Here is a 22,681-nt window from a genome sequence, read left to right as displayed (position 1 = left end):
ATGTCGTCGATCACGGAAGAACCGCGGAAGAAAGGGTCACGCCAAGGCGTGGTGGCTAGCGTGCGGCGGTGCCTGCGTCGCCTGCCGGCGGCGGATCCGGGACGTACATCAGGTAGTCGTCGAGCATTGATCGGTCGACGAGCAGCCCCTTGGTGAACAGTTCGAGGGCCGGCGGCGTGATGTCCTCGGCGTACCGCCGGAACAGAGCAGGGAACTCCTTGTCAGTGGCATCGGCACCGTGCAGCGTGAACCACAGCAACAGGCCACCCGTCGCCTGGTAGGCGAGGTATCGCGTCCGGGCGGCGCGGTCGTGGCTGGGGCGGACCACCCCGGCGGCCTCTCCCGCGGCGAGGTATTCCTCGGCGTCCGCGATCATCTGTTCGACCAGCTTCAGCGCGAATTCCCCACCAGCCTGCAAGCTGCGCAGCAGGTACCGCACCATCGGCGCGAACTGCTCAACCTCGGCCATGTGGGCCAGCAGCATCGCCGCCGAGCCGTCCGTCAGCGCCTTGGTCTTCTCCTGGCGCATGACCTCCAGCACGTGCTCGTCGCAAGCGCGGCGCAGCCCGTCCTTCGACCCGAAGTGGTGGATGACCAGGCCCGCGGTCACCCCGGCGTCGGCGGCGATGCTCCGCAGCCCGACCCGGAAACCGTCGCGGCCGAACCGCTCGATGGCGGCGTCACGGATGCGGCTCGTGGTGGCGAACTCGCCATCCCGACTCCCGATCCCCACGCCATCCGACGCCACGCCGCCACATTAAACACTTGTTCAGCCAACCGCAACACCCCTTGCCGGGCCTGCCTCAGTCGCCGAAGTACCCATATCCGATGGGCGCCCCTCGCGTGCCCCACAGGATCCTGCGAACCAGTCGCCGGTCACCTGATCGACCGCCACCGCCGCCCACGTTGGCTGGCGCTCGTGTCGGTCTGTGGCCCATGCCACAGGTAGTTCCTGTCAGCAATCGGGGCGCTGTTCCGCTCAACTCGCGAAGCAGGCGAACAGACAGGAGCAATACATGAAGCACCGCATCGTCGTCCTCGGCGCCGGCTACGCCGGGGCCTACGTGGCTGGGAACCTGGCCCGCCGGCTGTCACCGACGGACACCGAGATCACCGTGGTCAACGCCGAGCCGGACTTCGTCCAGCGGCTGCGGCTGCACCAGCTCGCGGCCGGCCAGGACATCGAGGCTCCCAAGCTCGCCGACGTCTTCGCGGGCACGGGGATCCGGCTGCGCCTGGCCCGGGTCACCGCCGTCGACCCCAAGCGCCAGGTCATCACCGTGGCCGACGCCAACGGCGGCGGCGAGCTCGGCTACGACACCCTTCTCTACGCCCTCGGCAGCCAGGGCGACGACCACGGCGTCCCCGGTGTGCCCGAACACGCCTTCGACATCGCCGCCCGGCCCTCGGCGCTGCGCCTGCGCGAGCGCCTGGACAGCCTCGGCAAGCGAGGTGAAGGCGGGAGGGTAGTGGTCGTCGGCGACGGGTTGACCGGCATCGAAACCGCCACCGAGATCGCCGAATCCCGGCCCCGCCTGTCGGTGGCGCTGATCGCCCGAGGCGAGCTGGGCGCCCGGCTCTCCGCCGGAGCCCGCAGCCACCTTCGCCAGGCCTGCCACCGGCTGGGCATCACCGTCCTGGAGCACACCAGCGTCGAAGCCGTCGAGGCGACGCGGGTGCTGTGCGCCGACGGCAGCGCCCTGGCGTCCGACGCCACCGTGTGGGCGGCCGGGTTCGCGGTCAACCCCATCGCGGCGGCGAGCGGGCTGGAGGTCACCGAGAATGGTCGGATCGTCGTCGATCGCACCATGCGATCGGTCTCGCATCCGAACGTCTACGCTGTCGGCGACAGCGCATACGCCATCGGCGACAACGGCCGGCCGCTGCCGATGTCCTGCGCTTCAGCCGGCTACACCAGCAAGCAGGCCATCGAGGCGATCGTGGGACGCCTGACCGGCCGCAAGATCGCGACCACCAAGCTGGGCTACCCGGGCAACCACATCAGCCTCGGGCGGCGGGACGGGATCCTGCAGCTGGTCGACGACGAAGCGCGAGCGAAGCCGACGTACCTGGGCGGCCGGACCGCCGCGCGGATCAAGGCGGGCATCCTCCTGGGCTCGCTGTGGGCCACCTCGCACCCGACCTTCGGTATGCCCAAGCGCCGGCGCCGCCTGGTCGCCGCGCCGGGTGCGTCCGCCGGGGAGGGGGCACGAGCCGCTGGGCCGGGCGCGGGAGCATCCGTCCAGGGCGGTCGCGTGGCCGCCTAGGGTGGGCCGCGTGGACAACACCGCCGCTGATCGGTTCGACACCGGTCGGTTCGAGGCCAGCCGGAACCGGCTGGCCTCGCTGGCGTACCGGCTGCTGGGCTCCGCCGCCGACGCCGAAGACGCCGTGCAGGATGCGTTCCTGCACTGGCAGGCCGCCGACCGGCAGCGGATCAAGGTGCCGGAAGCATGGCTGACCAAAGTCGTCACCAACCTCTGCCTCGACCGGCTCCGCTCGGCACAGGCCCGCCGCGAACGCACCGTCGGCGCCTGGCTGCCCGAACCCCTGCTCGACGGCGATCCGATGCTCGGCCCGGCCGACACCGTCGAGCAGCGCGAATCGGTCTCCCTGGCCGTGCTGACTCTCCTGGAGCGTCTGGCGCCCGTCGAGCGGGCCGTCTACGTCCTGCGCGAAGCGTTCTCTTACAGCCACGCCGAGATCGCCGGGATCCTCGACATCACCGAGTCAGCAAGCCAGCAGCACCTGCACCGGGCCCGACGCCGCATCACCGCCGCGCGCCGCCGCGGCAGCGTCGAGGTCGATCCGGCGTCCGCCCGCAGGATCGTCGAGGAGTTCCTCGCCGCCGCCTACTCGGGGCGCACCGAACGGCTGGTGGAGCTGCTCACCGACGACGCGACCGCGATCTCCGACGGCGCCGGCCTGACCGAGACGCTGCTGCGATATGACACGCCACAGCGCATCGCCGCCATCGCCCGGGCCGGCTTCAAGCCCACACCCGCGAAACGCCGATTCGCCGGCGGCACGCCCGCCATCCACTACGCGCTCGTCAACGGCGCTCCCGCGATCCTCGTCGTGGTCGGTGACCGGGTCGTCGGCACCGTGGTGTTCGACGTCACCGACGGCAGGATCGCAACCGTACGCGGCATCGCCGCCCCCACCCGCCTCGTCCGCCTCGCCGAAGCGTGGCGGCGGCACGAACCGGGCCCGCCGCTCATCCCTCGGTGGTGACCCGACGCCGACCGCAGCCAGGCCCAGCACCCCCTGCAAGCAGCCGCTCGCGAGGCGGCGGGTCAGGATCGATCGCGTAGGCGTGCCAGCCGCTCCCGTACGCCGTCGAAGTGGGCCCGCACGGCGGTGACGGCTGCCTCCTTGTCGCCGGCGACAACGGCTTCGTGGATCACCCGGTGACGGTGCAGGACCTCCTGCGGTGACTCGGTCGGTGCGCCGAGGTCCAGCCGTAGCTGGTGGTACACGTCCCAGAAGGCGCCCAGCAGTTGGCCGACGAGGGGGTTGCGTAGCGGCAGGTAGAGCACGTCGTGGAAGAGCCGGTCGGTCTCCGGTGAGACGGCCCCGACGCGAGCCTCCACCGCCATCTGGTCCAGCACGTCCACCGCGGCGGTCAGATCGGCGTCACGGTGGCGCTCGATGAGTTGGATGACCAGGCCGCTTTCCAGCGCCTCTCGGACCTGCATCAGATAGGTGAGCTGATGGCCGCCGCCGGCGGGGGTGATCCGGCCGTGGAAGGCCAGTTCGTCGACCAGTCCGCCGAGGGACATCTGCCCGACGAACATGCCGAAGCCGTGCCGGATCTCGACGATGCCCACGGCCTGCAACGCCTTGAGCGCCTCCCGGACCGAGTTGCGGCTGATGCCGAGTTCTCTCATCAGCTCCGTCTCGGTGGGCAACGCGTCTCCGACGCCGAGGCCCCGGTCGAGGATCAGTCGTTTGACCGCCTCTCGGGCCTCGGCGGCGCGACTCGTTCGTGGGCGGACGGGACGGTCGGCAACGCTCATGCTCGGGGTCAACCTTCCGCTGGACATCCCATGACTTGCGTCGGCCGATCCTTTCCGACCGGCCGCCGGGGCCGAAACATCCGAGAAACCTCAATGACTCATTCCCTTGACCCGATTGCTTCGGCCGCTCTAGCCTCCATCCTAACCGGGGAGGTGGGATGTGGAACGTCCCACGTCCTAGCAGTTACCTCAGTCACCCAATCGGTAGGAGGCATCGTGAGCGCCCCGGTATCCCGCCCTCACTACAGCCGCCGTGACTTCCTGCGCTTCAGTGGGATGCTCGGCGCGGCGGCGGTGGTGACCGCCAATATCTCCGCCTGCCAGTCCGGACCAGCGTCCACCAGTTCGGTGGGCGCCGGCGCCGACAAGGACCTGGTCACCGCGGTCATCGGCTACGGCAACGACCAGAGCTGGGACCCGACGATGACGGCCTCGGCGTTCTCCATGGCCGCCAACAACCACATCTACGAAGGGTTGATCGAGACCGACCCGGTCACCCGCGAGCCCTACCCGGCGCTGGCCACCGCGCTGCCCACCGACACCGCGTCCACCGCCTGGCGGTTCACCCTGCGAGAGGGCGCTACCTGGCATGACGGCCAGAAGGTGACGGTGGACGACGTGCTCTTCACCTTCGAGCGGGTGCTCGACAAGTCCACCCTGGTGAGCTCGTTCTTCCGGGCCTGGCTGAAGGAGGTGCGGCGGGTCGACGACCGCAGTGTGGAACTGGTCTTCCACTTCCCCTTCCCGGACGCTCTGCGCCGCCTCTCGATCGCCAAGATCATGCCGAAGCACGTGTTCGGCGCGCCCGGCGGCTGGGACGCCGCCAAGGGCGGCAAGGCGGTCGGCTCGGGCCCCTACCGCCTCACCGCGCACAACCCGAAGTCGAACACCACCTTCGAGGCGTACGCGGACTACAACGGTCCGCGCAAGGCCCGGTTCAAGAAGATGAACTGGCTGTCGATCGTCGACAGTTCGGCCCGCGTCGCGAAGATCTCCGGCGGGTCGGCCGAGGCACAGATCGCGGACAACATCCCGTACGCCAACATCGACCAGCTGAAGAAGTCCGGCCTCACCGTCGAGGGCGGCAAGGGCATGAACCACATGTTCCTGATGTTCAACACCGGCGCCAAGCCGTTCGACGACGTGCGGGTCCGCCAAGCACTGCTCTACGCGATCGACACGCGGAAGATGATCGACGTCGCGCTCAAGGGCCACGGCACCGCGTCCACGAGCTTCCTCAACGAGCAGAACCCGTCGTACGCGAAGGCGAAGACCGTCTACAGCTACGACCCGGCCAAGGCGAAGTCCCTGCTCGCCGCGGCCGGCGTCACCAACCTGTCGATCACCCTGATGGCGGTCAACGTCAGCTGGATCGCCGACTGCCTGCCCACCATCGCCAACTCCTGGAACGCCATCGGCGTCAAGACGACCCTGCAGCCGCAGGACACCAGCGCGCTGTTCACGAAGATGGACCAGTCTCAGGACTACCAGGTCGTGGCCGCAGCCTCGAACCCCAACCAGTTCGGCCTCGACGCCGACCTCATCCTCCGCTACAACTACTCCCCGGGCGGCACCTGGATGAAGTACACGAAGTGGGACAGCAGCGCCGAGGCCAAGAGCCTCTTCGCGCTCATGGACCAGGCCACCCGGGAGCCGGACCAGAGCCGCAAACTCGCCCTGACCCATCAGTACCTGGACGTCATCGCCGAGCAGGCCGTCCTCTACCCGGTGGTGCACACCGAGCTGATGACCGCCTGGGACCCCAAGCGGCTCACCGGCATCCGCCCGCAGGCCTACCCGGGCATCAACCTGCTCCAAGCCGAGCGCGTCTGACAGCAGGGCTGCCGGGCGGCCGGACTGTCACCGCCCGCCCGGCAGGCCCTCCGGCCCGGCCGTCCCACCCGCCGAGGAGTCACACCGTGGCAGTGATCGCCAGAATGCTGGTCCGTCGCCTGCTTCTCCTGATCCCGCTCCTGCTGGGCGTGATCCTGTTCGTCTTCATCATCATGCGGTTCTCGCAGAACAAGCCCGAGTACGCGTACTTCCAGGGCGCGAACCCGACCCCGGAACAGATCCATCAGTTCCAACTGGAGAACGGCCTGCTGGATCCGCTGCCGATCCGCTACCTCCGGTTCGTGGGCGACCTCCTGCAGGGCGACATGGGCACCAGCGTCCTCACCAAGGCGCCGGTGCTCGACTCCGTCCTCACCGCGCTGCCGCTGACCCTTCAGCTGACCTTCCTCGGCCTGCTGATCGGCGTCGTCACCGCGCTGGTCTTCGGCGTCACCGCGGCGCTCTTCCGGGACCGCTGGCCGGACCAACTGATCCGGGTGCTGTCCCTGACCGGCGTCGCCGCGCCGTCGTTCTGGCTGGCCCTGCTGATGATCCAGTACCTCGCCGTCGACGCCGGGGTCTTCCCCACCGGCGGATACATCAACCCGGCCGACTCCTTCACCGGCTGGCTGCGGTCCCTCACCCTTCCGGCGCTGGCCCTGTCACTACCGGTCGCGGCCCAGCTCACCCGCATTGTCCGGACCTCGATGGTCGAAGAGCTCGACAAGGACTACGTCCGCACGGCGATCGGCAACGGCCTACCGCCGGTCGTCGTGGTCGGCCGGAACGTGCTGCGCAACGCGCTGATCAACCCGCTCACCGTGCTCGGCCTGCGGGTCGGCTATCTCCTCGGCGGCGCGGTGGTCATCGAAACGATCTTCTCTCTGCCCGGGATGGGCAAGCTGATGATCGACGGAGTGACCAACGGCGACCCAGCCGTGGTGCAGGGCGCCGTACTGACCATCGCCACCGGCTTCGTGGTGGTCAACCTCGTCGTCGACATCCTCTACCTACTGGTCAACCCACGCCTGAGGAGTGCTGGCTGATGCGGCGACGACTCACTGAACGGCTGGCCCGGCCGGGCATCGGATTCCGCCGGCTACCGCCCCTGTCCTGGGTCGCGCTGGGCGTCCTGGTGGTGGTCGCCCTCGCCGCCCTGCTCGCCCCGATCATCGCGCCGCACTCACCGCTGACCCAGCACTCCGCCGGCGGCGCCCCGTCCGCCACCCACTGGATGGGCCTGGACAGCGCCAACCGCGACATCTTCAGCCGGCTCCTGCACGGCGCCCGGTGGTCGCTGGTCATCGGGCTCGGCGCCACCGGCCTGGCCCTGCTCGCCGGCGCGCTGATCGGGGCCCTCGCGGCCACCTCGCGAAAGTGGGTCGACGAGGGCGTCATGCGCGTCCTGGACGTGATCATGGCCTTTCCCGGCATCGCCCTGGCGGCCGTGCTGGTCGCGGTCTTCGGCGGCGGAGTCGGCGTCCTGGTGGCCGCGATCGGGTTCCTGAACACTCCGCCCGTCGCCCGCATCGTCCGGGCGAACGTGCTCGCCCAGTACGGGGAGGACTACGTCGCCGCCGAGAAGATCATCGGCGCGCGTACGCCGTTCATCCTCGTCCGGCACGTGGCGGTCAACTGCGCCGCACCCATCCTGGTGTTCTGCACCGTCATGGTCGCCGACGCGATCGTGTTCGAGGCGTCGCTGTCGTTCATCGGCGCGGGCGTCCGGCCGCCCGACCCGTCCTGGGGCAGCGTCATCGCCGACGGCAAGAACCTGGTGCTGCTCGGCGGATGGTGGGCCACCGTCTTCCCCGGCCTGCTGATCCTCGTCACGGTGCTGGCGCTGAACATCCTGTCCGAGGGCATCTCCGACGCATGGGCGACACCGGCCGCCCGCCGCCCACCCGCCCGACGCCCCGGCGACGTCGACCCGATCGAGCAGGCCCGGCCCGGATCGGGCGAGGTCACCGAACTACCCGGCCTCGCCGAGGCCGCCCGCCGGCTCTCCGAACGGGCCCGTCCCCTGCCCGACGGCCCCCCGATCCTCGAGGTGGAGAACCTCGCCATCGGCTTCGACGGCCGGCACGACGGGGTGGACATCGTCGACGGGATCTCCTTCGACGTGCGGCCCGGAGAGGTGCTGGGCCTCGTCGGAGAGTCCGGCTGCGGCAAGTCGCTGACCGCCCTGACCGTCATGGGCCTACAACCGCGCGACGCCCGGATCCGCGGCAGCATCCGGTTCGCCGGCACCGACCTGCTCCGCATGCCCCGCGCGGCGCGACGGCGGCTGCTCGGCCACGACCTGGCCATGATCTACCAGGACGCGCTCTCCTCGCTCAACCCGGCGATGACCGTCCGCGCCCAGCTCAAGCAGCTCATCCGGCGAGGCGGCCGGCGTACGGCGAGGGAACTGCTGGCACTGGTCGGGCTCGACCCGGACCGGACCCTCTCCGCCTACCCGCACGAGCTCTCCGGCGGCCAGCGGCAGCGGGTCCTCATCGCCATGGCCCTGTCCCGGGACCCGAAGCTCATCATCGCCGACGAGCCGACCACGGCGCTGGACGTGACCGTGCAGGCACAGGTGATCGAGTTGCTGCTGCGGCTACGGGCGGAACTCGGCTTCGCGCTGATCCTCGTCTCGCACGACCTCGCGCTGGTCGCCGACGTGACCGATCGGGTCGTGGTGATGTACGGCGGGCAGATCGTCGAGACGGGGGTGACCGCCGAAGTGGTCGGCGCACCCGCCCACCACTACGCCCGGGGCCTGCTCGGCTCGGTGCTGTCGCTGGAGGCCGGCGCGGCGAGACTGTCCCAGATCCGCGGCGTCGTGCCGGCCCCCGCCGACTTCCCGGCCGGCTGCCGGTTCGCCGACCGCTGCCCCATGGCGACCGACGTGTGCCGCACCGCCGCTCCCGAACTCGCCGGTGACCAGCGCCGCCACGCGACGGCGTGCCACCACCCGGCGATCACGCTCAGCCAGCCGCTCGCGGCGGGAACGGAGGCCCGGTGAACCCGACCGAAACACCTCTGCTGGAGCTCGCCGACGTGCACGTCGTCCACCGGGCCCGCTCCGGAGGCATCTTCGCCCGCGACCGCGTGTACGCGTTGACCGGCGCGGACCTCACGGTCAGGGCGGGGGAGACCGTCGGGATCGTGGGGGAGTCAGGCTGCGGCAAGTCGACGCTCGCGCGGGTACTGGTCGCGCTCCAACGCCCCACCGCCGGGACCGTCCGTTTCCGTGGCGAGGACGTGTGGTCGACGCCGGAGTCGCGACGCCGGCGGACGATCGGCGCCACCACCGGCATGGTGTTCCAGGATCCGTCCACCGCGTTGAACCGCCGCCTGCCCGTCCGGCAGATCCTGCGGGATCCGTTGGACGTGCACCGGCGAGGCACACCGGGCGACCGGGAGCGGCGGGTACGCGAGCTGCTCGACCTCGTCGGGCTACCGGCCAGCTCCGCCGACCTGCTGCCCGGTCAGCTCTCCGGTGGCCAGCGGCAGCGGGTGGCCATCGCCCGGGCCCTGGCCCTCGAACCCGACCTGGTGGTGGCCGACGAGCCGACCAGCGCACTGGACGTCTCGGTACGGGCCCAGATCCTCAACCTGCTGTTGGACCTCAAGGACCAGCTCGGGCTCGCCATGGTGTTCGTCTCGCACGACATCCAGACCGTGCGGCGGATGAGCGACCGGGTGGTCACCATGTACCTCGGCCGGATCGTGGAGCAGGCGCCAGCCGGGTCCGTACCTCGGCAGGCTCGCCACCCGTACACCCGGGCGCTGTTCTCCGCGACCCCAGGCCTGCTCTCGCCGATCGACCCGATCCCGCTGTCCGGCCTGGTGCCCTCCGCGACCCGACCGCCGTCCGGCTGCCCGTTCCGCACCCGATGTTGGAAGGCGGACGACATGTGCGCCCGCGACCTGCCCGCCGTGCAGGGCCTGCCGGACGGGCACCTGTTCCGCTGCCACCACCCCGTACCGGGCGGCGCCACCGACACCGAACTGATCAGCCAAGCACAGGAGCGTCCATGACCAACGCCGCCGCACTCACCGGCGTCATCCCCCCGGTGTGCACCCCGCTGACCCCCGACTTCGAGGTGGACACCCGATCGCTCACCCGTCTCGTCGACCACCAGCTCCGGGGCGGGGTGGACGCGCTGTTCGTGCTCGGCTCCTCCTCGGAGGTGGCCTTCCTGCCCGACGCACACCGGCGGGTGGTGCTGGACACCGTGATCGGGCACGTCGCGGGTCAGGTGCCGGTGCTCGCCGGGGTCATCGACATGACCACCCTGCGGGTGCTCGACCACGCCCGGGTGGCCGTGCAGGCCGGAGCGGCGGGACTGGTGGCGACCGCGCCGTTCTACGCCCGCACCCACCCGGTGGAGATCGACACGCACTTCCGGACGATCGCCGCCCGGACCGGCCTGCCGCTGTACGCGTACGACCTGCCGGTCTCGGTGCACACGAAGCTCGGGGCGGAGCTGGTGCTCGCGCTGGCCGCCGACGGGGTGCTGGCCGGCATCAAGGACTCCAGCGGCGACGACGCCGGGCTGCGGTCGCTGATCCTGCGCCGGCGTGACCGGCCGGACCTCACCGGGTTCAGCGTGCTGACCGGTTCGGAGCTCACCGTCGACTCGGCGCTGTGGATGGGCGCCGACGGGGTCGTGCCCGGTCTCGGCAACGTCGACCCGGACGGCTACGTGCGGCTGCACCAGGCCGCCACCAAGGGCGACTGGGGGGCGGCGCGTACCGAGCAGGAGCGGCTGTATCGGATGTTCGAGCTGGTGTTCGTCGGAGCTCACCGGATGGGGATGAGCTCCTCACCGCTCGGCGCCTTCAAGGCCGCGCTGCACCTGAGGGGCATCATCGACCACCCGACGACGGCGCTGCCCCAGGTGCCACTGAACAGCGAGGAGACAGCCCGCATCGGCCGGTACCTGGCCGACGCCGGGCTGCTCTGACCGGTCAGGAGGTGCCGCCTTCCGCGGCGGGCACCCGTTTGCCGAGCCAGCGGAGCTGTTCCACCCGCTGGAAGGCGGCCCCTCCCTCGTGTCCGTTGTACGGCCACACCACGATGTCCTTGTCGGCGCTGGCGCAGTGGTGGTACGCCGCGAAGACGGTCGACGGTGGGCAGATCCGGTCCATCAGCGCCACCGACACCAGCACCGGCGCGGTGATCCGGGGGGCGAAGTTCAACCCGTCGAAGTACCCCAGGGTGTGGAACACCCGATCCACCTCGTCCCGGCGGGTCTGCAGGTACGACCCCAGTTCGCCGTACGGCCCGGCGTCGGTGACGTCGACCGCCCGGCGGAAGTGACACAGGAACGGCACGTCCGCGAGCACCGCGGCCAGGCCGTCGAGCAGCCCCGCCACGGCCAGTGCTATCCCACCGCCCTGGCTGCCCCCGGCGACGACGATCCGGGCCGGATCGACCTGCGGGATGAGCCGCGCGGTCTCGACCGCCCGGACGGCATCGCTGAAGACCCGCCGGTAGTAGTAGCGGGCGGGGTCGGTGACGCCGCGGGTGAGGAAGCCGTTTGCCTGCGGCGCCCCGGACGGGTCCGGGTCGGGCGTGTCCCCGGTCAGCGAGCCGGCAGCGCCCTGGCCCCGGGTGTCCATGACCAGGTGGGCGTAGCCGGCGGCGCTCCAGAAGAGCCAGTCGTGCGGCAGGCCGCGGCCGCTGCCGTAGCCGATGTACTCGACGACGCAGGGCAGCGGCCCGGACCGCTGGCGAGGCAGTAGCAGCCACGCGCGCACCGGCTGGCCGGCGTGACCGGCGAAGGTGACGTCGTACACCTCCACCGTGGCCAGCCCCGCGTCGTACGGCTCCAGACGCGCCGGCCAGGCGGCGGCTGCGGCCTCGCCGATCGTCGCGGCCCAGAAGTGGTCGAAGTCGTCGGGTTCGGTCCGGGCGGGGCGGTAGTCGCGCAGCGTGTCCAGTGGCCAGTCGGTGAGCACAGCGCCTTCCCTGATCGGTTCATAGTCGGCGCACGGTGGCGCCCACGCGATGGTGGACGCCGCCGTGCGAGTCGGTGGCGGCGGGTCAGCCTACGGTCTCCAGCGGGAGCCGAAGGCCGAGTCCGCCGCCGATCGGCAGGTTCCGCTCCCGGATCAGTTCGAGCTCGGTGGGGGACAGGGCCCGACGGTAGAGACGGACCTCGTCGAGCGTGCCGTGGAAGCGGTCCGCTCCGTCCACCCGCTGCCCGAGGTGGATGCCGGTGACACCGAACTCCTTGCCGGCGGTGACCGAGCCGGGCGGCACCGCGGCGGCGGCCACCTCGGCGCCGTCGACCTGCAGGACCAGCCGGCCGTCGACGCGTTGCAGCACCACGTGGTGCCAGTTCCCGTCGTTGTACGCCTGCGCCGAGGCGACCGAGATGTTGAACCGGTCCACCATGATCAGTGCGCGTATCCGGTTGCTCGCCGGCTCGGCCCTCAACCAGACCTGGGGCGTCGTGCCGCTACCGGTGCGGTAGGCCCACATGATGGCGTGCGAGCCCTTCGTCTCGGTGTACCGGATCCAGGTCGCGAACGTGAAATCCCCACCTCCGAGGTCGACCGAGCGGTCGAACGGCACCTCGATCCGGTCGTCCGCCCCGTCCAGCGCCAGTCCGTCGCCGTAGCGGCCCGCCGTCGGCTGAGCGCCGCCCCGGACGTACGCCGGGTTGTGGTGGGGCGAGGTGTCAGGGGTGGTCGGGCCCGGCGCCGGCGGGCTCGGGATCCCCGGTGGCGTCCCGTTCGGCGTCGCCAGGTACGCCTCGTTGAAGCGGGCGTACCGGATGCTCTCGTACGGGCTGGTTCGCCCCGCCTCGTACAACAGCGCCGCCTCGTCGCCGTCGAGCCGGACCAGGTCGGAGTACGCGCTCGGCCCCCAGTGGAAGACCTTGCCCTCGTCCCAGGTCTGCCAGCTGCGCCCCTCGTCGAACGAGGAACGGATCGTCATCACCTCCCGCGCTACCGGATGGGCGGGGGACGAGAGCAGGATCCGGTTCCGGTGGTCTCCGGTGTCGGTCGCGCCGAACCGCAGCAGTGAGGCCTGCACGTCCGGCATCTCGAGACGGGGGATGGTCCGGAAGGGGGCGTCGAAGCTACGTCCGCCGTCACTGCTGACGGCGTACGCCCGGTGACCCGGGTCGGTGCCCCGTTCGCGGGCCAGCGCGTAGATCCGGCCGTCGGTCCGCTCGACGACGGTGATCTCCTGGGCGATCACCGAACCGTCGTCGCGGGACGTCTCGGCGCCGATCTGCCAGGTCAGTCCACCGTCATCGCTGTAGAGCAGGTGGGTGCCGTAGACGTGCGCGCCGACCCCGTCGTAGCTTTCGAAGCTGGCGCCGACCACGAGCCGGCCGGCGTGCGGGCCGCGCTGGAGTTGGATGCCGTGCATCGGCCCGGTGGCGTACCAGAAGTTCCACTCCGGCCGCTTGGCCTCCGTCAGCTCGCGTACCGGCGACCAGGTCGCGCCGTTGTCGTCGCTGGTGACCAGGTAGGGGTCGCGGTCGCAGCCGTTCGGGCAGGGGGCGGGACCGTTGCTGGTCCCCACCACCACGACCCGGCCGGTGCGCTGGTCGACGATTGGCACCGGGTTACCCCGGGTATTGCCGTTGCCCTCGACCACCACCTGGAGCGGGCCCCAGGTGCGTCCGCCGTCGGAGGACCGGCGCAGCACCAGGTCGATGTCCCCGTCGTCGCCGCAGTCGGCGACCCGGCCTTCGGCGAACGCCAGGACCATGCCGTTCATCGCGCGGACGATGGCCGGGATCCGGAAGCAGGCGTATCCGAAGGTTCTCTGCTCGTAGAGCACCTGCTCATCGACGAACGGAACGGCGCTGCCCGTCCCGTCCAGCCGATCGCTCGCCTCGGCGGCACTCGCGGGCGGCGTGGTGAGCGTGGCGGCGAGCAGGCTGGCCACGGCGAGCAGGATGAGGGCCGGTCGGCGGCGCCGCCGCGCGCCGGTGCGGCTGGATGATCGGTGCCCTTCTCTCATGTCGCGCCCTTCCGCGTTGGGTGGTGGTGGCGGTCATCCTATGTGGGACGTGGGATGTCCGGAAGTGGTTGACCGCAACGTCGAGAAGCAGTGGCGAGGGTCGGACCACCGGCGTAGGTCGCCAGGCGACGTGTCCGGCTGGTCCAGGAGTCGGCCCCAGATGAAACCCCCGGGTGCAGCCAGCCGCGACGGCCGGCTACGGCCAGCCGGGTAGCCACGTTCGCCACGCAGCAGGGCTGGGCGGCCGACCCGGCCGGGCGGCGGGCGCGCTCAGGCGGGTTGCTGGCCCGCCTCGTCGAGCCAGCGCTCGGCCCGGGCGATCCGGGCCTTGACGTCCCGGAAGTGCAGGCGCATCGCCTCCTGCGCGCTGCTTCCGTCGCGGTTGCACAGCGCCTCGACGATGCGCCGGTGGTTGGCGACGATGTCGGACGCCCGGTCCTCGGGCGGGCCGAGGGCCGGCTCGACCTCGTGGTAGACGTCCCAGAACAGCCCGATCAACTGCAGGACGAGTTCGTTGTTGCAGGACTCGTAGAGCAGGGAGTGGAAGGCGCGGTCCGCCTCCTTGTCCCGTTCCATCGCCGTGACCAGGGCGTCCAGTGCGGCGAGTCGCGCCTCGCTGATGTCGCGCGCCACGGAACCGATGAGGCCCGTCTCAAGGATCTCGCGGACGGCGACCAGATCGTGCAGCGCCCGGACCCCATGCCCGGGCCGGGTCCGCACCCGGAACGTCAGTGACGGGGTGAGCACGTCCAGTGGCGCGTGCCCCACGAACGTGCCGAATCCGTGCCGGATCTCCACGATGCCCAGCGCCTGCAGGGCGCGGATCGCCTCCCGCACACTGTTGCGGCTGGCGCCGAGCAGATCCATCAGTTGCGGCTCGGTGGGCATCAGGGCGCCGGGCGCCAGCCGGCGCTCGTGGATGAGGGCGATGATGCGGTCCTGCAGCGTCTCCCTCGTGCGTGCCCGCATGTTGCCTCCCACTTCCGCGCCGCCACGTCTTCTCGCTCCGAACATCCCACGTCATGCCGCTGACGCGGCGGGGGCGGTGGGAAGAATTTACACGGCTCATGCCTTGACGGTCACTGTGGCCCCACCTACTGTGCCCGGATGGCGGATGACGTCCCATGTCCGCCTTGCCTGATTCGGGAGCGCCCGGGCGGTCGCCCGAACGACGAGGAGTGGACTGTGACCATGCCCAACATCTTGTTCGGCGGTGACTACAACCCGGAGCAGTGGCCGGAGGACGTCTGGGTCGAGGACATGAAGCTGATGGCCGAGGCTGGCGTCTCACTGGTCTCGGTGGGCATCTTCGCCTGGGCCCAGGTGGAGCCGCGACCCGGCGATTACGACTTCGGCTGGTTCGACCGGGTGCTGGACCACCTGGCGGAGGCGGGGATCGGGGCCAGCCTCGCGACCATGACCGCCTCGCCACCGCCCTGGTTGTCCCGTCTGCACCCCGAGGTGCTGCCGACCCGGGCCGACGGGGTGAGGCTGTGGCCCGGCGCCCGCCAGCACTACTGCCCGTCGAGCCCGGTCTACCGGGAGCACGCGGCCCGGCTGGTCGAGCAGCTCGCCCAGCGCTACGGCAGCCATCCCGCGCTGCGGCTGTGGCATGTCGGCAACGAGTACGGCTGCCATGTGCGGGCCTGCTACTGCGACGTGTCCGCGGCCGACTTCCGGCGCTGGCTGCGGGACCGCTACGGCGACGTGGACGCCCTCAACGCCGCCTGGTCCACCGCCTTCTGGTCCCAGCGCTACGACGACTGGTCGGAGGTACTGCCCCCACGTACCGCGCCGACCTTCGGCAACCCCGCCCAGAAGCTCGACTTCGCCCGGTTCAGCAACGACGCCATCCTCGCCTGCTACACCCTCGAACGCGACATCCTGCGGCGGCACACCCCCGGTATACCGCTGACCACCAACTTCATCGGCCTCGTGCACAAGCCGATCGACTCCTTCCGCTGGGCCGCAGAACAGGACGTCGTCAGTCTCGACAGCTATCCCGACCCGTACGACCCGCGTACGCACGTCGACGCCGGCTTCGGCTACGACCTCGTCCGCTCGGCGCGACGGGGTCAACCCTGGCTGCTCATGGAGCAGGCACCGAGCGCGGTCAACTGGCGGGAGCGAAACGCACCGAAGCCGCCGGGAGTGATGCGGTTGTGGAGCTGGCAGGCGGTCGCCCAGGGGGCCGACGCGGTGCTGTTCTTCCAATGGCGGCAGGCCGCGGGCGGCGCCGAGAAGTTCCACTCGGCGATGCTGCCGCACACCGGAGAGCACAGCAGGACCCACCGCGAGGTCCGTGAGCTCGGCGCCGAGATCGCGGCCGCCGCCGAACTCGCCGGCACCCGGGTGCAGGCCGACGTGGCCCTGCTGCACGACTGGTCGAACTGGTGGGCGGTGGAGGGCGACGCCCATCCGGGGCCGCTCGATGTCCTGGCGGCCCACCGGGCGCACTACGCGCCGCTCTTCGATGCCCATGTGACCTGCGACGTCGTGCCACCCGACGCCGACCTGGCCAGCTACCGCCTGGTGATCGTGCCCAACCTGTACCTGCTCTCGACCGCCACCGCCGACGCGCTACGGCAGCACGTACACCGCGGCGGCACCCTGCTGGTGTCGTACTTCACCGGGGTGGTCGACGAGACCGAGCGGCTGCACCCGGGAGGTGCGCCGGGGCCGCTGCGTGACCTGCTCGGGTTGCGGGTGGAGGAGTTCTGGCCCCTGCCGGTCGACGGCACGATCGGCCTGGACCTCGACGGCCGGCACGGTCACGGCCTGGAGTGGTCGGAATGGGTCGAGCCGGCCGGGGCGCAGGTGATGGGCACGTTCACCGACGGCGAGCTGGCCGGCCGACCCGCCCTGCTCCGGCACCGCTACGGAGCCGGCGCCGCGTGGTACCTCGCCACCCGCCCCGACCCGGCGCTGATGCGCGCGGTGCTCGACCAGGTTCGAGCGGAGGCGGAAGTCGCGCCGGTCCTGCCCGACCTGCCCGACGGCGTGCAGGCCGTGCGTCGCCACGGCGACGACCGTTCGTACCTGTTCCTGCTCAACCATGGCGGCACGCCGGCGACCGTGGCGCTGCCGTCCGTCGCCGTCGACCTGCTCGGTGACCAGGACGGCGCGGCCGACATCGTCACCCTGCCTCCGCGCGGTGTCGCTGTGCTGCGTTCCTGATCGGGCGGGTGTGCGCCGCGACCAGCGTCGCGGCGCACACCCGTGCCTCACCCGAGCTTCCGCAGCTCGACCGCCGGGACCCGGCGGAAGGTGATCGTCTCGTACGGGCCGAAGTTGCCGGTCTCGTAGAGCACCCCGACGGTCCGGGCGTCCAGCTGCACCAGGTCGGAGTACCCGGCGGGAAGGCCGGACAGCGCCAGGGCCGGCCGCCAGGTCGAGCCCTGGTCAGTGCTGATCCGCAGCGTCATCGCCGCCCGGCTGGCGGGATCGGCGGGCCCGGAGAAGAGCAGCGGCGCCTCCGGGCCGCTCAGCTGCAGGACGCTGGCCTGCACGACCGGGCCCACGAGGGTCGCCTGCGGCCGGTACGGCAGCACCAGCGACTCGCCGCCGTCGGCGCTCCAGGTGTCGGCCCGATTGCCGGGCGCGCTGCCGTTGTGCTCGCGGGTGTTGAGGTAGAGCCGGCCGTCCGGCAGCTCCGCCGCCGTGGTCTCGTTGACGTTCACGTAGCCGTTGGGGTTGTCGTCGACCGCGCCGATCTGCCAGGTCTCGCCGGCGTCGTCGCTGTAGAGCAGGTGACCACCGTAGTACTTGGCCTCGGTACCGAGATCAGTAGATCCGGCCGGGGGCGCGATCGAGTGATTGGCCGGTACCACCAGCCGGTCCCGGTGGGCGGCACCGGTCAGGCGTAGGGCGTGGCCCGGTCCCGTGGCGTACCACCGCCAGTTCTGCGCCTTAGCCTGCCCCGTGATCTCCCTCGGCGCCGACCAGCTGACTCCGTCGTCGTCGCTGTGCTGGACGAAGACCCGGCGGCTCTGCTCGGGCGTGACCTCACCGCGCATGATCTCGGCCTCGGACGCCTCGGCGGCATTGGTCGTGGACAGCAGGACGAGACGGCCACTCGCCGTGAGGACCGGCGCGGGGTTCCCGGCGGTATCCGGACCGCGGTCGTGCACCACCTGCAACGGCCCCCAGGTGCATCCGCCGTCGCCGGATCGCTTGAGGACGAGGTCGATGTTGCCCGCGTCGGCCAACGAGCCGTGCCGACCCTCGGCGAAGGCGAGCAGGGCGCCGGACCGGGCGGTGACGACGGCGGGGATCCGGAAACCGGTGTAGCCCTCGGCGCCGGAGACGAACGGCACGGAGGTGTCACACCGGTGCGCGGGTGTCGTCGGTTCGGCCGTCGCGGGCGAGGCTCCGAGGGCCAGGGAGACGGCGATCCCGGCGGCGCCGAGAGCGATCATCGAGCGGGGTGTGCGGGACATGCGCACCTCTTTCGTGGTGGGGGATGGCACTTCGTGGATCCGGTGCATCGGTGAGAGATGCACTGGTAGAGCTTGACGTAGGACGTCCTCTGTCCGATCCAGACGCTAATGGCGGAGTTCGATGTGGTCAAGGTCGATGACCCGCCGGCCCCGCCTGCCGGCAGCCTCCGCAACGCCCTGCCCGTGGTGTTGGCGGACGACCCTCGATCCACAAGGCCGTCGACGCGGAGCGTGAACACAGTCGGCGCGGGTGGTGGTGCCCCGCCAGACGACCGCTGGCGGGGCACCGACCCTGCGGTTACCGCTCGGGGTCGACGGTCGTGAACGGGAGACGAAGCCGGAGTTGGCCGGCGATCGGGACATTGTGGTCCCGGACATCCCGCAACTCTTCAGAGGTGAGGGCGCGCCCGTAGATGCGGAACTCGTCGAGGGTGCCGCGGAACCGGTTGACGCCGTCGATCCGTTGCCCGAGGTGGATGCTGCCGATGCCGAACTCCTTGCCGGTGGTCACCGAGCCGCGCGGAGCGGCCAGGTTGGCGACGGTGGCGCCGTCGATGAGGACCGTGACCCGGGTCGCTGTGCGTTGCATGACGACGTGGTGCCAGAGGCCGTCGTTGTACGCGCCCGCGATGGTGATGTTCGCGTCGCCCTGGCCGGTGCCGACGACGCCCCGGATGCGGTTGCCTGCCGGTTCGGCTCGCAGCCAGATCTGAGCGGCTCCCGTACCCACCTGGTGGAACCACCAGATCACGTGGCTGCCGGTGGTGTGGCTGTACCGGAACCAGGTCATGATTGTGAACTGGTTGTCCTCAAGGTCGACGTCCGGGTTGTACGGCACCTCCACGTGGTCGTCGACGCCGTCGAGCGCGATCCCGGTGCCGTACCGCCCCTCGGTCAGCGTCGCACCGTTACGGACGTAGGCGGTGTTGTCGTAGCGCGGTGCTGCGTCCGGGGTCGTCGGTCCGGGCTCCGGGGGCGGCGGCAGATCCGGAGGCGAACCGTTCGGAGTGTCGAGGTACGCCTCGTTGAACCGGACGAACTGGATCACCTCGTACAGGGCGGCGACACCGCCTTCGTACAGCACCCCTGCCACGGGGCCCGCGACCGGATCGGTCTCGATCTCGACCAGGTCGGAGTAGCCGCCCGGACCCCACGTGACGACCTTGCCTTCCTGCCAGGTCTCCCAGGTCTGGGCCTCGTCGTACGAGGATCGGATCGTCAGGGCCTCGCGCTTGCCGGGGTTGGCCGGTCCGGAGAACAGGATGCGGTTCCGCGCGTCACCTTCGTCGGTGGCGGTGAGGCGTAGCAACGCTCCCTGCACGACCGGCATCGTCAGCTCGGGCACCATCCGGAACGGCGCGTCGTAGCTTTCGCCGCCGTCGCTGGAGATCGCGTACGCCCGGGTGCCCTCAGCCGTGCCGGCTTCCCGCACGTTGACGTAGATCCGCCCGTCGGTCAGTTCCACCAGCGTCGACTCGTTGACGAGGATGTCGTCCTCCGCGCCACCGGCGCTGGCGCCGCGATGCCAGGTTTCGCCGCCGTCGTCGCTGTAACCGAGGTGGACTCCGGCGATGCGCCGCCCGTCAGACGCGAAGGACTCGTGGTTGGCGCTCATCACCAGCCGCCCGGCGTGCGGGCCGCGTTTGAGCTGGATGGCGTGTACCGGACCGGTGGCGTACCACGCGGACCACTCCGGCAGCATCAGCCCGGTCATCTCTCGCGGCGCGCTCCAGGTCACTCCGTGGTCGTCGCTGACCTGCAGGAACGGAACGCGGCCACCGCTGCCGGTGCCCGGGTTGTGGGTCGTGAACAGCACGACCCGACCAGTCCGTTCGTCCACGATCGGCATCGGGTTGCCGTGCGTGTCACCGTTGCCGCGCGACACAACCTGCAGCGGCCCCCAGGTACGGCCGCCGTCGTGGGACCGCTTCAGCACCAGGTCGATGTCGCCCCTGTCGCCACAGTTGTCGATCCGGCCTTCGGCGAACGCCAGCAGGTCTCCGTTGGTGGCCCTCACGATCGCCGGGATGCGGAAGCAGAAGTACCCGTCCGTGTTCGCGGTGTAGACCGCACGCTCCTCGTGGTACGGCTCCGCGGCGTGCGCGGTGCCGCTGGTGAGCAGGGCGGCAGCCATCGCCGCGATCACCATGGTGGACAACAGTCGGCGGTGTCTTCTGCTGTGTCTCTGCCTCGTCATGGAATGCGATACCTCCACTGGTCACCGCTGGGGCGGCTCGTGTCGAGCGGCAGGTGAGTCCCGACTGCTGGTTGTCGCACCTGCTGCGCTCGTGGATTGTCCGCAGCTCTTCCCAGGTGCTCCGTCGGAAACAGCTAGGAACGGTTGGCGGACATCCTACGTCCTATGTCCGGCATCGCAAGCCCCTCAGCCATCGGGCACGTCCCGCCGACCGCACCGAATCGACCAACCCGACTCCACCAAACCCGGGAACATCAAGGTCTCCACAGAACCCGGCGGTTCACCCGTGCGCGGGGACGCGCAGCCCATTGAGGAGGGAGCGATGAGTTTCGCTGCCGAGTCGGGTCTGTACCAACGCCAAGCAGATGGAGGTCGTGATGGGCGAAGCTGAGGTCCTGCTGGAAGACATCGTTTTCGGCGAGTCGCCGCGCTGGCACGACGGGCGGGTCTGGTTCTCCGACTGGGGCGCCAACCAAGTGATCTCGCTCGACGCCGACGGTCGCCACGAGGTGGAGGCGACGGTCACGTCGTTCCCGATGTGTATCGACTTTCTGCCGGACGGGCGGCTGCTCGTGGTGGACTCGGCGCAGCGTCGGTTGCTGCGCCGGGAGCCGGACGGGTCGCTGGTCGAGCACGCCGACCTTTCCGCGGTCTCGGACAAGCCGTGGAACGACATCGTGGTCGACGAGCGGGGCAACGCCTACGTCAACAGCATCGGTTTCGACTTTCCCGGCAGCGAGTTCGCCCCGGGCCTGGTCGTGCTCGTCAGCCCCGAGGGGCACGTCGAGCAGGTGGCCGACGACCTCGCGTTCCCCAACGGCATGGCGATCAGCCCGGACGGCGCGACGCTCATCGTCGCCGAGTCGTACGCGAGCCGGCTCACCGCCTACGACATCGGCGGCGACGGGGTTCTCAGCAACCGGCGGGTGTGGGCGGCGACACCCGACGACCACCCCGACGGGATCTGCATGGACGCCGAGGGTGCGGTCTGGTACGCCGACGTCGGCAATCAGCGCTGTGTCCGGGTACGCGAGGGCGGCGAGGTGCTCACCACCGTCGACTTCGATCGCGGCGCCTTCGCTTGCGTGCTCAGCCGCAGTCGGGATCCGCGCTTGTTCGTCGTGGGCCAGACGTATGGTGGACCGGGGTCGTCGCGGCCCAGCGGGAGGCTGGTGGCGTTCCCGGCGCCCGCGCCCGGAGCCGGGAGACCGTGACCCGGCGGAGCGAGGATCAGGGTCATGGTCGGTCACGCCCGGGGCGGACCGGCGACAAGCGGCCCCGGCATGAGCGGAACCCTGATCGAGCGCTGCCGGTGGCAACTGAGGCGGCTACGCAGAGCCGAACCGCTCGTCGGCGGGATTCACGCCGGGAATGACCGCCGGTCGGGGCTTGGGCCTGCCCACGGTGGCGCTGTGCGCCGAGGGCGGGACGAGGTCGCGCGACTACTCTGCGAGGGTCTGAGTGCGCGCGTCGCTGGCGATGATGTCGAACGGCGTCCAGTCGACGTCCTCCAGCGGGATCGAGGCGTAGCCGACGGCGCCGCCGAACCGCTCCCGCACAGCGGCAGCGGAGGAACTGCGCGAGTCCGGCTACGCGGGGATGACCATGGACCGGGTCGCCGCCCGGGCCGGGACTAACAAGAACGCCATCTACCGCCGGTGGCCGCATCGGGCGGCGCTGGGCATCGCGGCGTACCGCCACCTCTCCGACGCCACGATGCCGAACCCCGACACGGGCACCCTGCGGGGCGACGCACTCGAGATGCTGCGGCAGGCGAACGAAACGTGGTCGTCGCCGCACGGAGCGGTCCTGCGCGGCCTGCTGGCGGCTGCGGCGGATGACCCGGCGCTGCTCGATCTCGTGCGAGAACGGTCGGGCGCGGACACCATGGACCGCGCCTGGCTGACCATGCTCGAACGCGCCGTAGCGCGTGGCGAGGCGCCACCGGCGGCCGTCCATCCGCGCGTCGCGACCACGCCGACGATGCTGCTACGCGCCGATTACGCGATGCGCGGCATCCCCTCGGTACCCGACGAGGTACTGATAGAAATCGTCGATGAGGTCTTCCTGCCGCTCGTACGCGGCCGCGCCTGAACACACCACACACTGACGCGACCAGGCGCAACTCGATGCTCGCCGGAGACATGCTCCGCGCATCCGGTCCATGCATCCGCTCACCGGAGCCACGATTCTTCAGTCGCGAATGAGCGCC

General features: G+C 70.6%; 17 protein-coding genes. 10 read left to right on the top strand and 7 right to left on the bottom strand.

Annotated elements, in window-relative coordinates; all coding sequences use genetic code 11:
- Positions 1–55 precede the first annotated feature (55 nt).
- Positions 56–748, bottom strand: coding sequence for a TetR/AcrR family transcriptional regulator (locus DLJ47_RS37025; RefSeq protein ID WP_396779835.1), 693 nt, complete (start codon positions 746–748; stop codon positions 56–58).
- A gap of 268 nt (positions 749–1,016) precedes the next feature.
- Here DLJ47_RS37025 and DLJ47_RS21960 point away from each other — a divergent pair, with 268 nt between their 5' ends.
- Positions 1,017–2,267, top strand: a complete 1,251-nt coding sequence (locus DLJ47_RS21960) for an NAD(P)/FAD-dependent oxidoreductase (protein ID WP_109902258.1) — start codon at positions 1,017–1,019, stop codon at positions 2,265–2,267.
- Between the two features lie 10 nt (positions 2,268–2,277).
- Complete coding sequence (locus DLJ47_RS21955; RefSeq protein ID WP_199235955.1) at positions 2,278–3,234, top strand: sigma-70 family RNA polymerase sigma factor; 957 nt, start codon at positions 2,278–2,280, stop codon at positions 3,232–3,234.
- A gap of 62 nt (positions 3,235–3,296) precedes the next feature.
- Here the strand turns inward: DLJ47_RS21955 and DLJ47_RS21950 are convergent, their stop codons facing one another.
- Positions 3,297–4,019 (bottom strand): FadR/GntR family transcriptional regulator, encoded by a 723-nt coding sequence (locus DLJ47_RS21950; RefSeq protein WP_109902254.1) that lies wholly within the window; start codon positions 4,017–4,019, stop codon positions 3,297–3,299.
- 216 nt (positions 4,020–4,235) lie between these two features.
- Between DLJ47_RS21950 and DLJ47_RS21945 the strand changes: the two genes are divergently transcribed.
- The 5 genes from DLJ47_RS21945 to DLJ47_RS21925 all read left to right on the top strand — a co-directional run bounded on the left by DLJ47_RS21945 (position 4,236) and on the right by DLJ47_RS21925 (position 10,810).
- A complete protein-coding gene (locus DLJ47_RS21945) occupies positions 4,236–5,852 on the top strand; it encodes an ABC transporter substrate-binding protein (protein WP_233257943.1) in 1,617 nt (538 codons plus the stop codon).
- A gap of 86 nt (positions 5,853–5,938) precedes the next feature.
- Entirely contained in the window at positions 5,939–6,898 is a 960-nt protein-coding gene (locus tag DLJ47_RS21940) for an ABC transporter permease (protein WP_088994190.1), read from the top strand.
- A complete protein-coding gene (locus DLJ47_RS21935; RefSeq protein ID WP_109902250.1) occupies positions 6,898–8,862 on the top strand; it encodes a dipeptide/oligopeptide/nickel ABC transporter permease/ATP-binding protein in 1,965 nt (654 codons plus the stop codon). Before DLJ47_RS21940 ends, DLJ47_RS21935 begins: the two co-directional genes overlap by 1 nt.
- A complete protein-coding gene (locus tag DLJ47_RS21930) occupies positions 8,859–9,881 on the top strand; it encodes an oligopeptide/dipeptide ABC transporter ATP-binding protein (RefSeq protein ID WP_199235954.1) in 1,023 nt (340 codons plus the stop codon). The genes DLJ47_RS21935 and DLJ47_RS21930 overlap by 4 nt, the downstream gene beginning before the upstream one ends.
- The gene (locus DLJ47_RS21925) at positions 9,878–10,810 is read left to right on the top strand and encodes a dihydrodipicolinate synthase family protein (protein ID WP_109902248.1); all 933 of its coding nucleotides are present in this window, start codon (positions 9,878–9,880) and stop codon (positions 10,808–10,810) included. Before DLJ47_RS21930 ends, DLJ47_RS21925 begins: the two co-directional genes overlap by 4 nt.
- A 4-nt stretch (positions 10,811–10,814) precedes the next feature.
- Here the strand turns inward: DLJ47_RS21925 and DLJ47_RS21920 are convergent, their stop codons facing one another.
- The 3 genes from DLJ47_RS21920 to DLJ47_RS21910 all read right to left on the bottom strand — a co-directional run bounded on the left by DLJ47_RS21920 (position 10,815) and on the right by DLJ47_RS21910 (position 14,802).
- Positions 10,815–11,807 carry an acetylxylan esterase gene (locus tag DLJ47_RS21920; RefSeq protein ID WP_109902246.1) on the bottom strand — a complete coding sequence of 331 codons (993 nt, stop codon included), beginning with the start codon at positions 11,805–11,807 and terminating at the stop codon, positions 10,815–10,817.
- A gap of 85 nt (positions 11,808–11,892) precedes the next feature.
- Positions 11,893–13,833 (bottom strand): sialidase family protein, encoded by a 1,941-nt coding sequence (locus tag DLJ47_RS21915; protein WP_109902244.1) that lies wholly within the window; start codon positions 13,831–13,833, stop codon positions 11,893–11,895.
- 270 nt (positions 13,834–14,103) lie between these two features.
- The gene (locus tag DLJ47_RS21910) at positions 14,104–14,802 is read right to left on the bottom strand and encodes a FadR/GntR family transcriptional regulator (RefSeq protein ID WP_109902336.1); all 699 of its coding nucleotides are present in this window, start codon (positions 14,800–14,802) and stop codon (positions 14,104–14,106) included.
- 222 nt (positions 14,803–15,024) lie between these two features.
- Here DLJ47_RS21910 and DLJ47_RS21905 point away from each other — a divergent pair, with 222 nt between their 5' ends.
- The gene (locus tag DLJ47_RS21905) at positions 15,025–17,010 is read left to right on the top strand and encodes a beta-galactosidase (protein ID WP_109902334.1); all 1,986 of its coding nucleotides are present in this window, start codon (positions 15,025–15,027) and stop codon (positions 17,008–17,010) included.
- 47 nt (positions 17,011–17,057) lie between these two features.
- On the opposite strand, the gene DLJ47_RS21900 is transcribed toward DLJ47_RS21905, so the two are convergent.
- A complete protein-coding gene (locus DLJ47_RS21900) occupies positions 17,058–18,272 on the bottom strand; it encodes a sialidase family protein (protein WP_199235953.1) in 1,215 nt (404 codons plus the stop codon).
- Between the two features lie 298 nt (positions 18,273–18,570).
- Entirely contained in the window at positions 18,571–20,421 is a 1,851-nt protein-coding gene (locus DLJ47_RS21895; RefSeq protein WP_233257951.1) for a sialidase family protein, read from the bottom strand.
- A gap of 425 nt (positions 20,422–20,846) precedes the next feature.
- Here DLJ47_RS21895 and DLJ47_RS21890 point away from each other — a divergent pair, with 425 nt between their 5' ends.
- Positions 20,847–21,683 (top strand): SMP-30/gluconolactonase/LRE family protein, encoded by an 837-nt coding sequence (locus DLJ47_RS21890; protein ID WP_109902330.1) that lies wholly within the window; start codon positions 20,847–20,849, stop codon positions 21,681–21,683.
- Positions 21,684–22,074: 391 nt separating this feature from the next.
- Positions 22,075–22,563, top strand: coding sequence for a TetR-like C-terminal domain-containing protein (locus tag DLJ47_RS21885; protein ID WP_233257942.1), 489 nt, complete (start codon positions 22,075–22,077; stop codon positions 22,561–22,563).
- The last annotated feature ends 118 nt before the right edge of the window (positions 22,564–22,681 follow it).

Origin of the sequence: Micromonospora sp. S4605 (assembly GCF_003176715.1) — a bacterium.
Classification (GTDB): domain Bacteria; phylum Actinomycetota; class Actinomycetes; order Mycobacteriales; family Micromonosporaceae; genus Micromonospora; species Micromonospora echinaurantiaca.
This window is presented reverse-complemented; position numbering and strand designations above follow the sequence as displayed.

What these genes read in the sequence shown, in the direction of transcription:
- DLJ47_RS21935 (WP_109902250.1), top strand. Translation starts at nt 6,898, where the DNA reads ATGCGGCGACGACTCACTGAACGGCTGGCCCGGCCGGGCATCGGATTC.
- DLJ47_RS21895 (WP_233257951.1), bottom strand. Translation starts at nt 20,421, where the DNA reads ATGGTGATCGCGGCGATGGCTGCCGCCCTGCTCACCAGCGGCACCGCG.
- DLJ47_RS21885 (WP_233257942.1), top strand. Translation starts at nt 22,075, where the DNA reads ATGGACCGGGTCGCCGCCCGGGCCGGGACTAACAAGAACGCCATCTAC.
- DLJ47_RS21950 (WP_109902254.1), bottom strand. Translation starts at nt 4,019, where the DNA reads ATGAGCGTTGCCGACCGTCCCGTCCGCCCACGAACGAGTCGCGCCGCC.
- DLJ47_RS21915 (WP_109902244.1), bottom strand. Translation starts at nt 13,833, where the DNA reads ATGAGAGAAGGGCACCGATCATCCAGCCGCACCGGCGCGCGGCGGCGC.
- DLJ47_RS21960 (WP_109902258.1), top strand. Translation starts at nt 1,017, where the DNA reads ATGAAGCACCGCATCGTCGTCCTCGGCGCCGGCTACGCCGGGGCCTAC.
- DLJ47_RS21925 (WP_109902248.1), top strand. Translation starts at nt 9,878, where the DNA reads ATGACCAACGCCGCCGCACTCACCGGCGTCATCCCCCCGGTGTGCACC.
- DLJ47_RS21910 (WP_109902336.1), bottom strand. Translation starts at nt 14,802, where the DNA reads ATGCGGGCACGCACGAGGGAGACGCTGCAGGACCGCATCATCGCCCTC.
- DLJ47_RS21890 (WP_109902330.1), top strand. Translation starts at nt 20,847, where the DNA reads ATGGGCGAAGCTGAGGTCCTGCTGGAAGACATCGTTTTCGGCGAGTCG.
- DLJ47_RS21905 (WP_109902334.1), top strand. Translation starts at nt 15,025, where the DNA reads ATGCCCAACATCTTGTTCGGCGGTGACTACAACCCGGAGCAGTGGCCG.
- DLJ47_RS21900 (WP_199235953.1), bottom strand. Translation starts at nt 18,272, where the DNA reads ATGTCCCGCACACCCCGCTCGATGATCGCTCTCGGCGCCGCCGGGATC.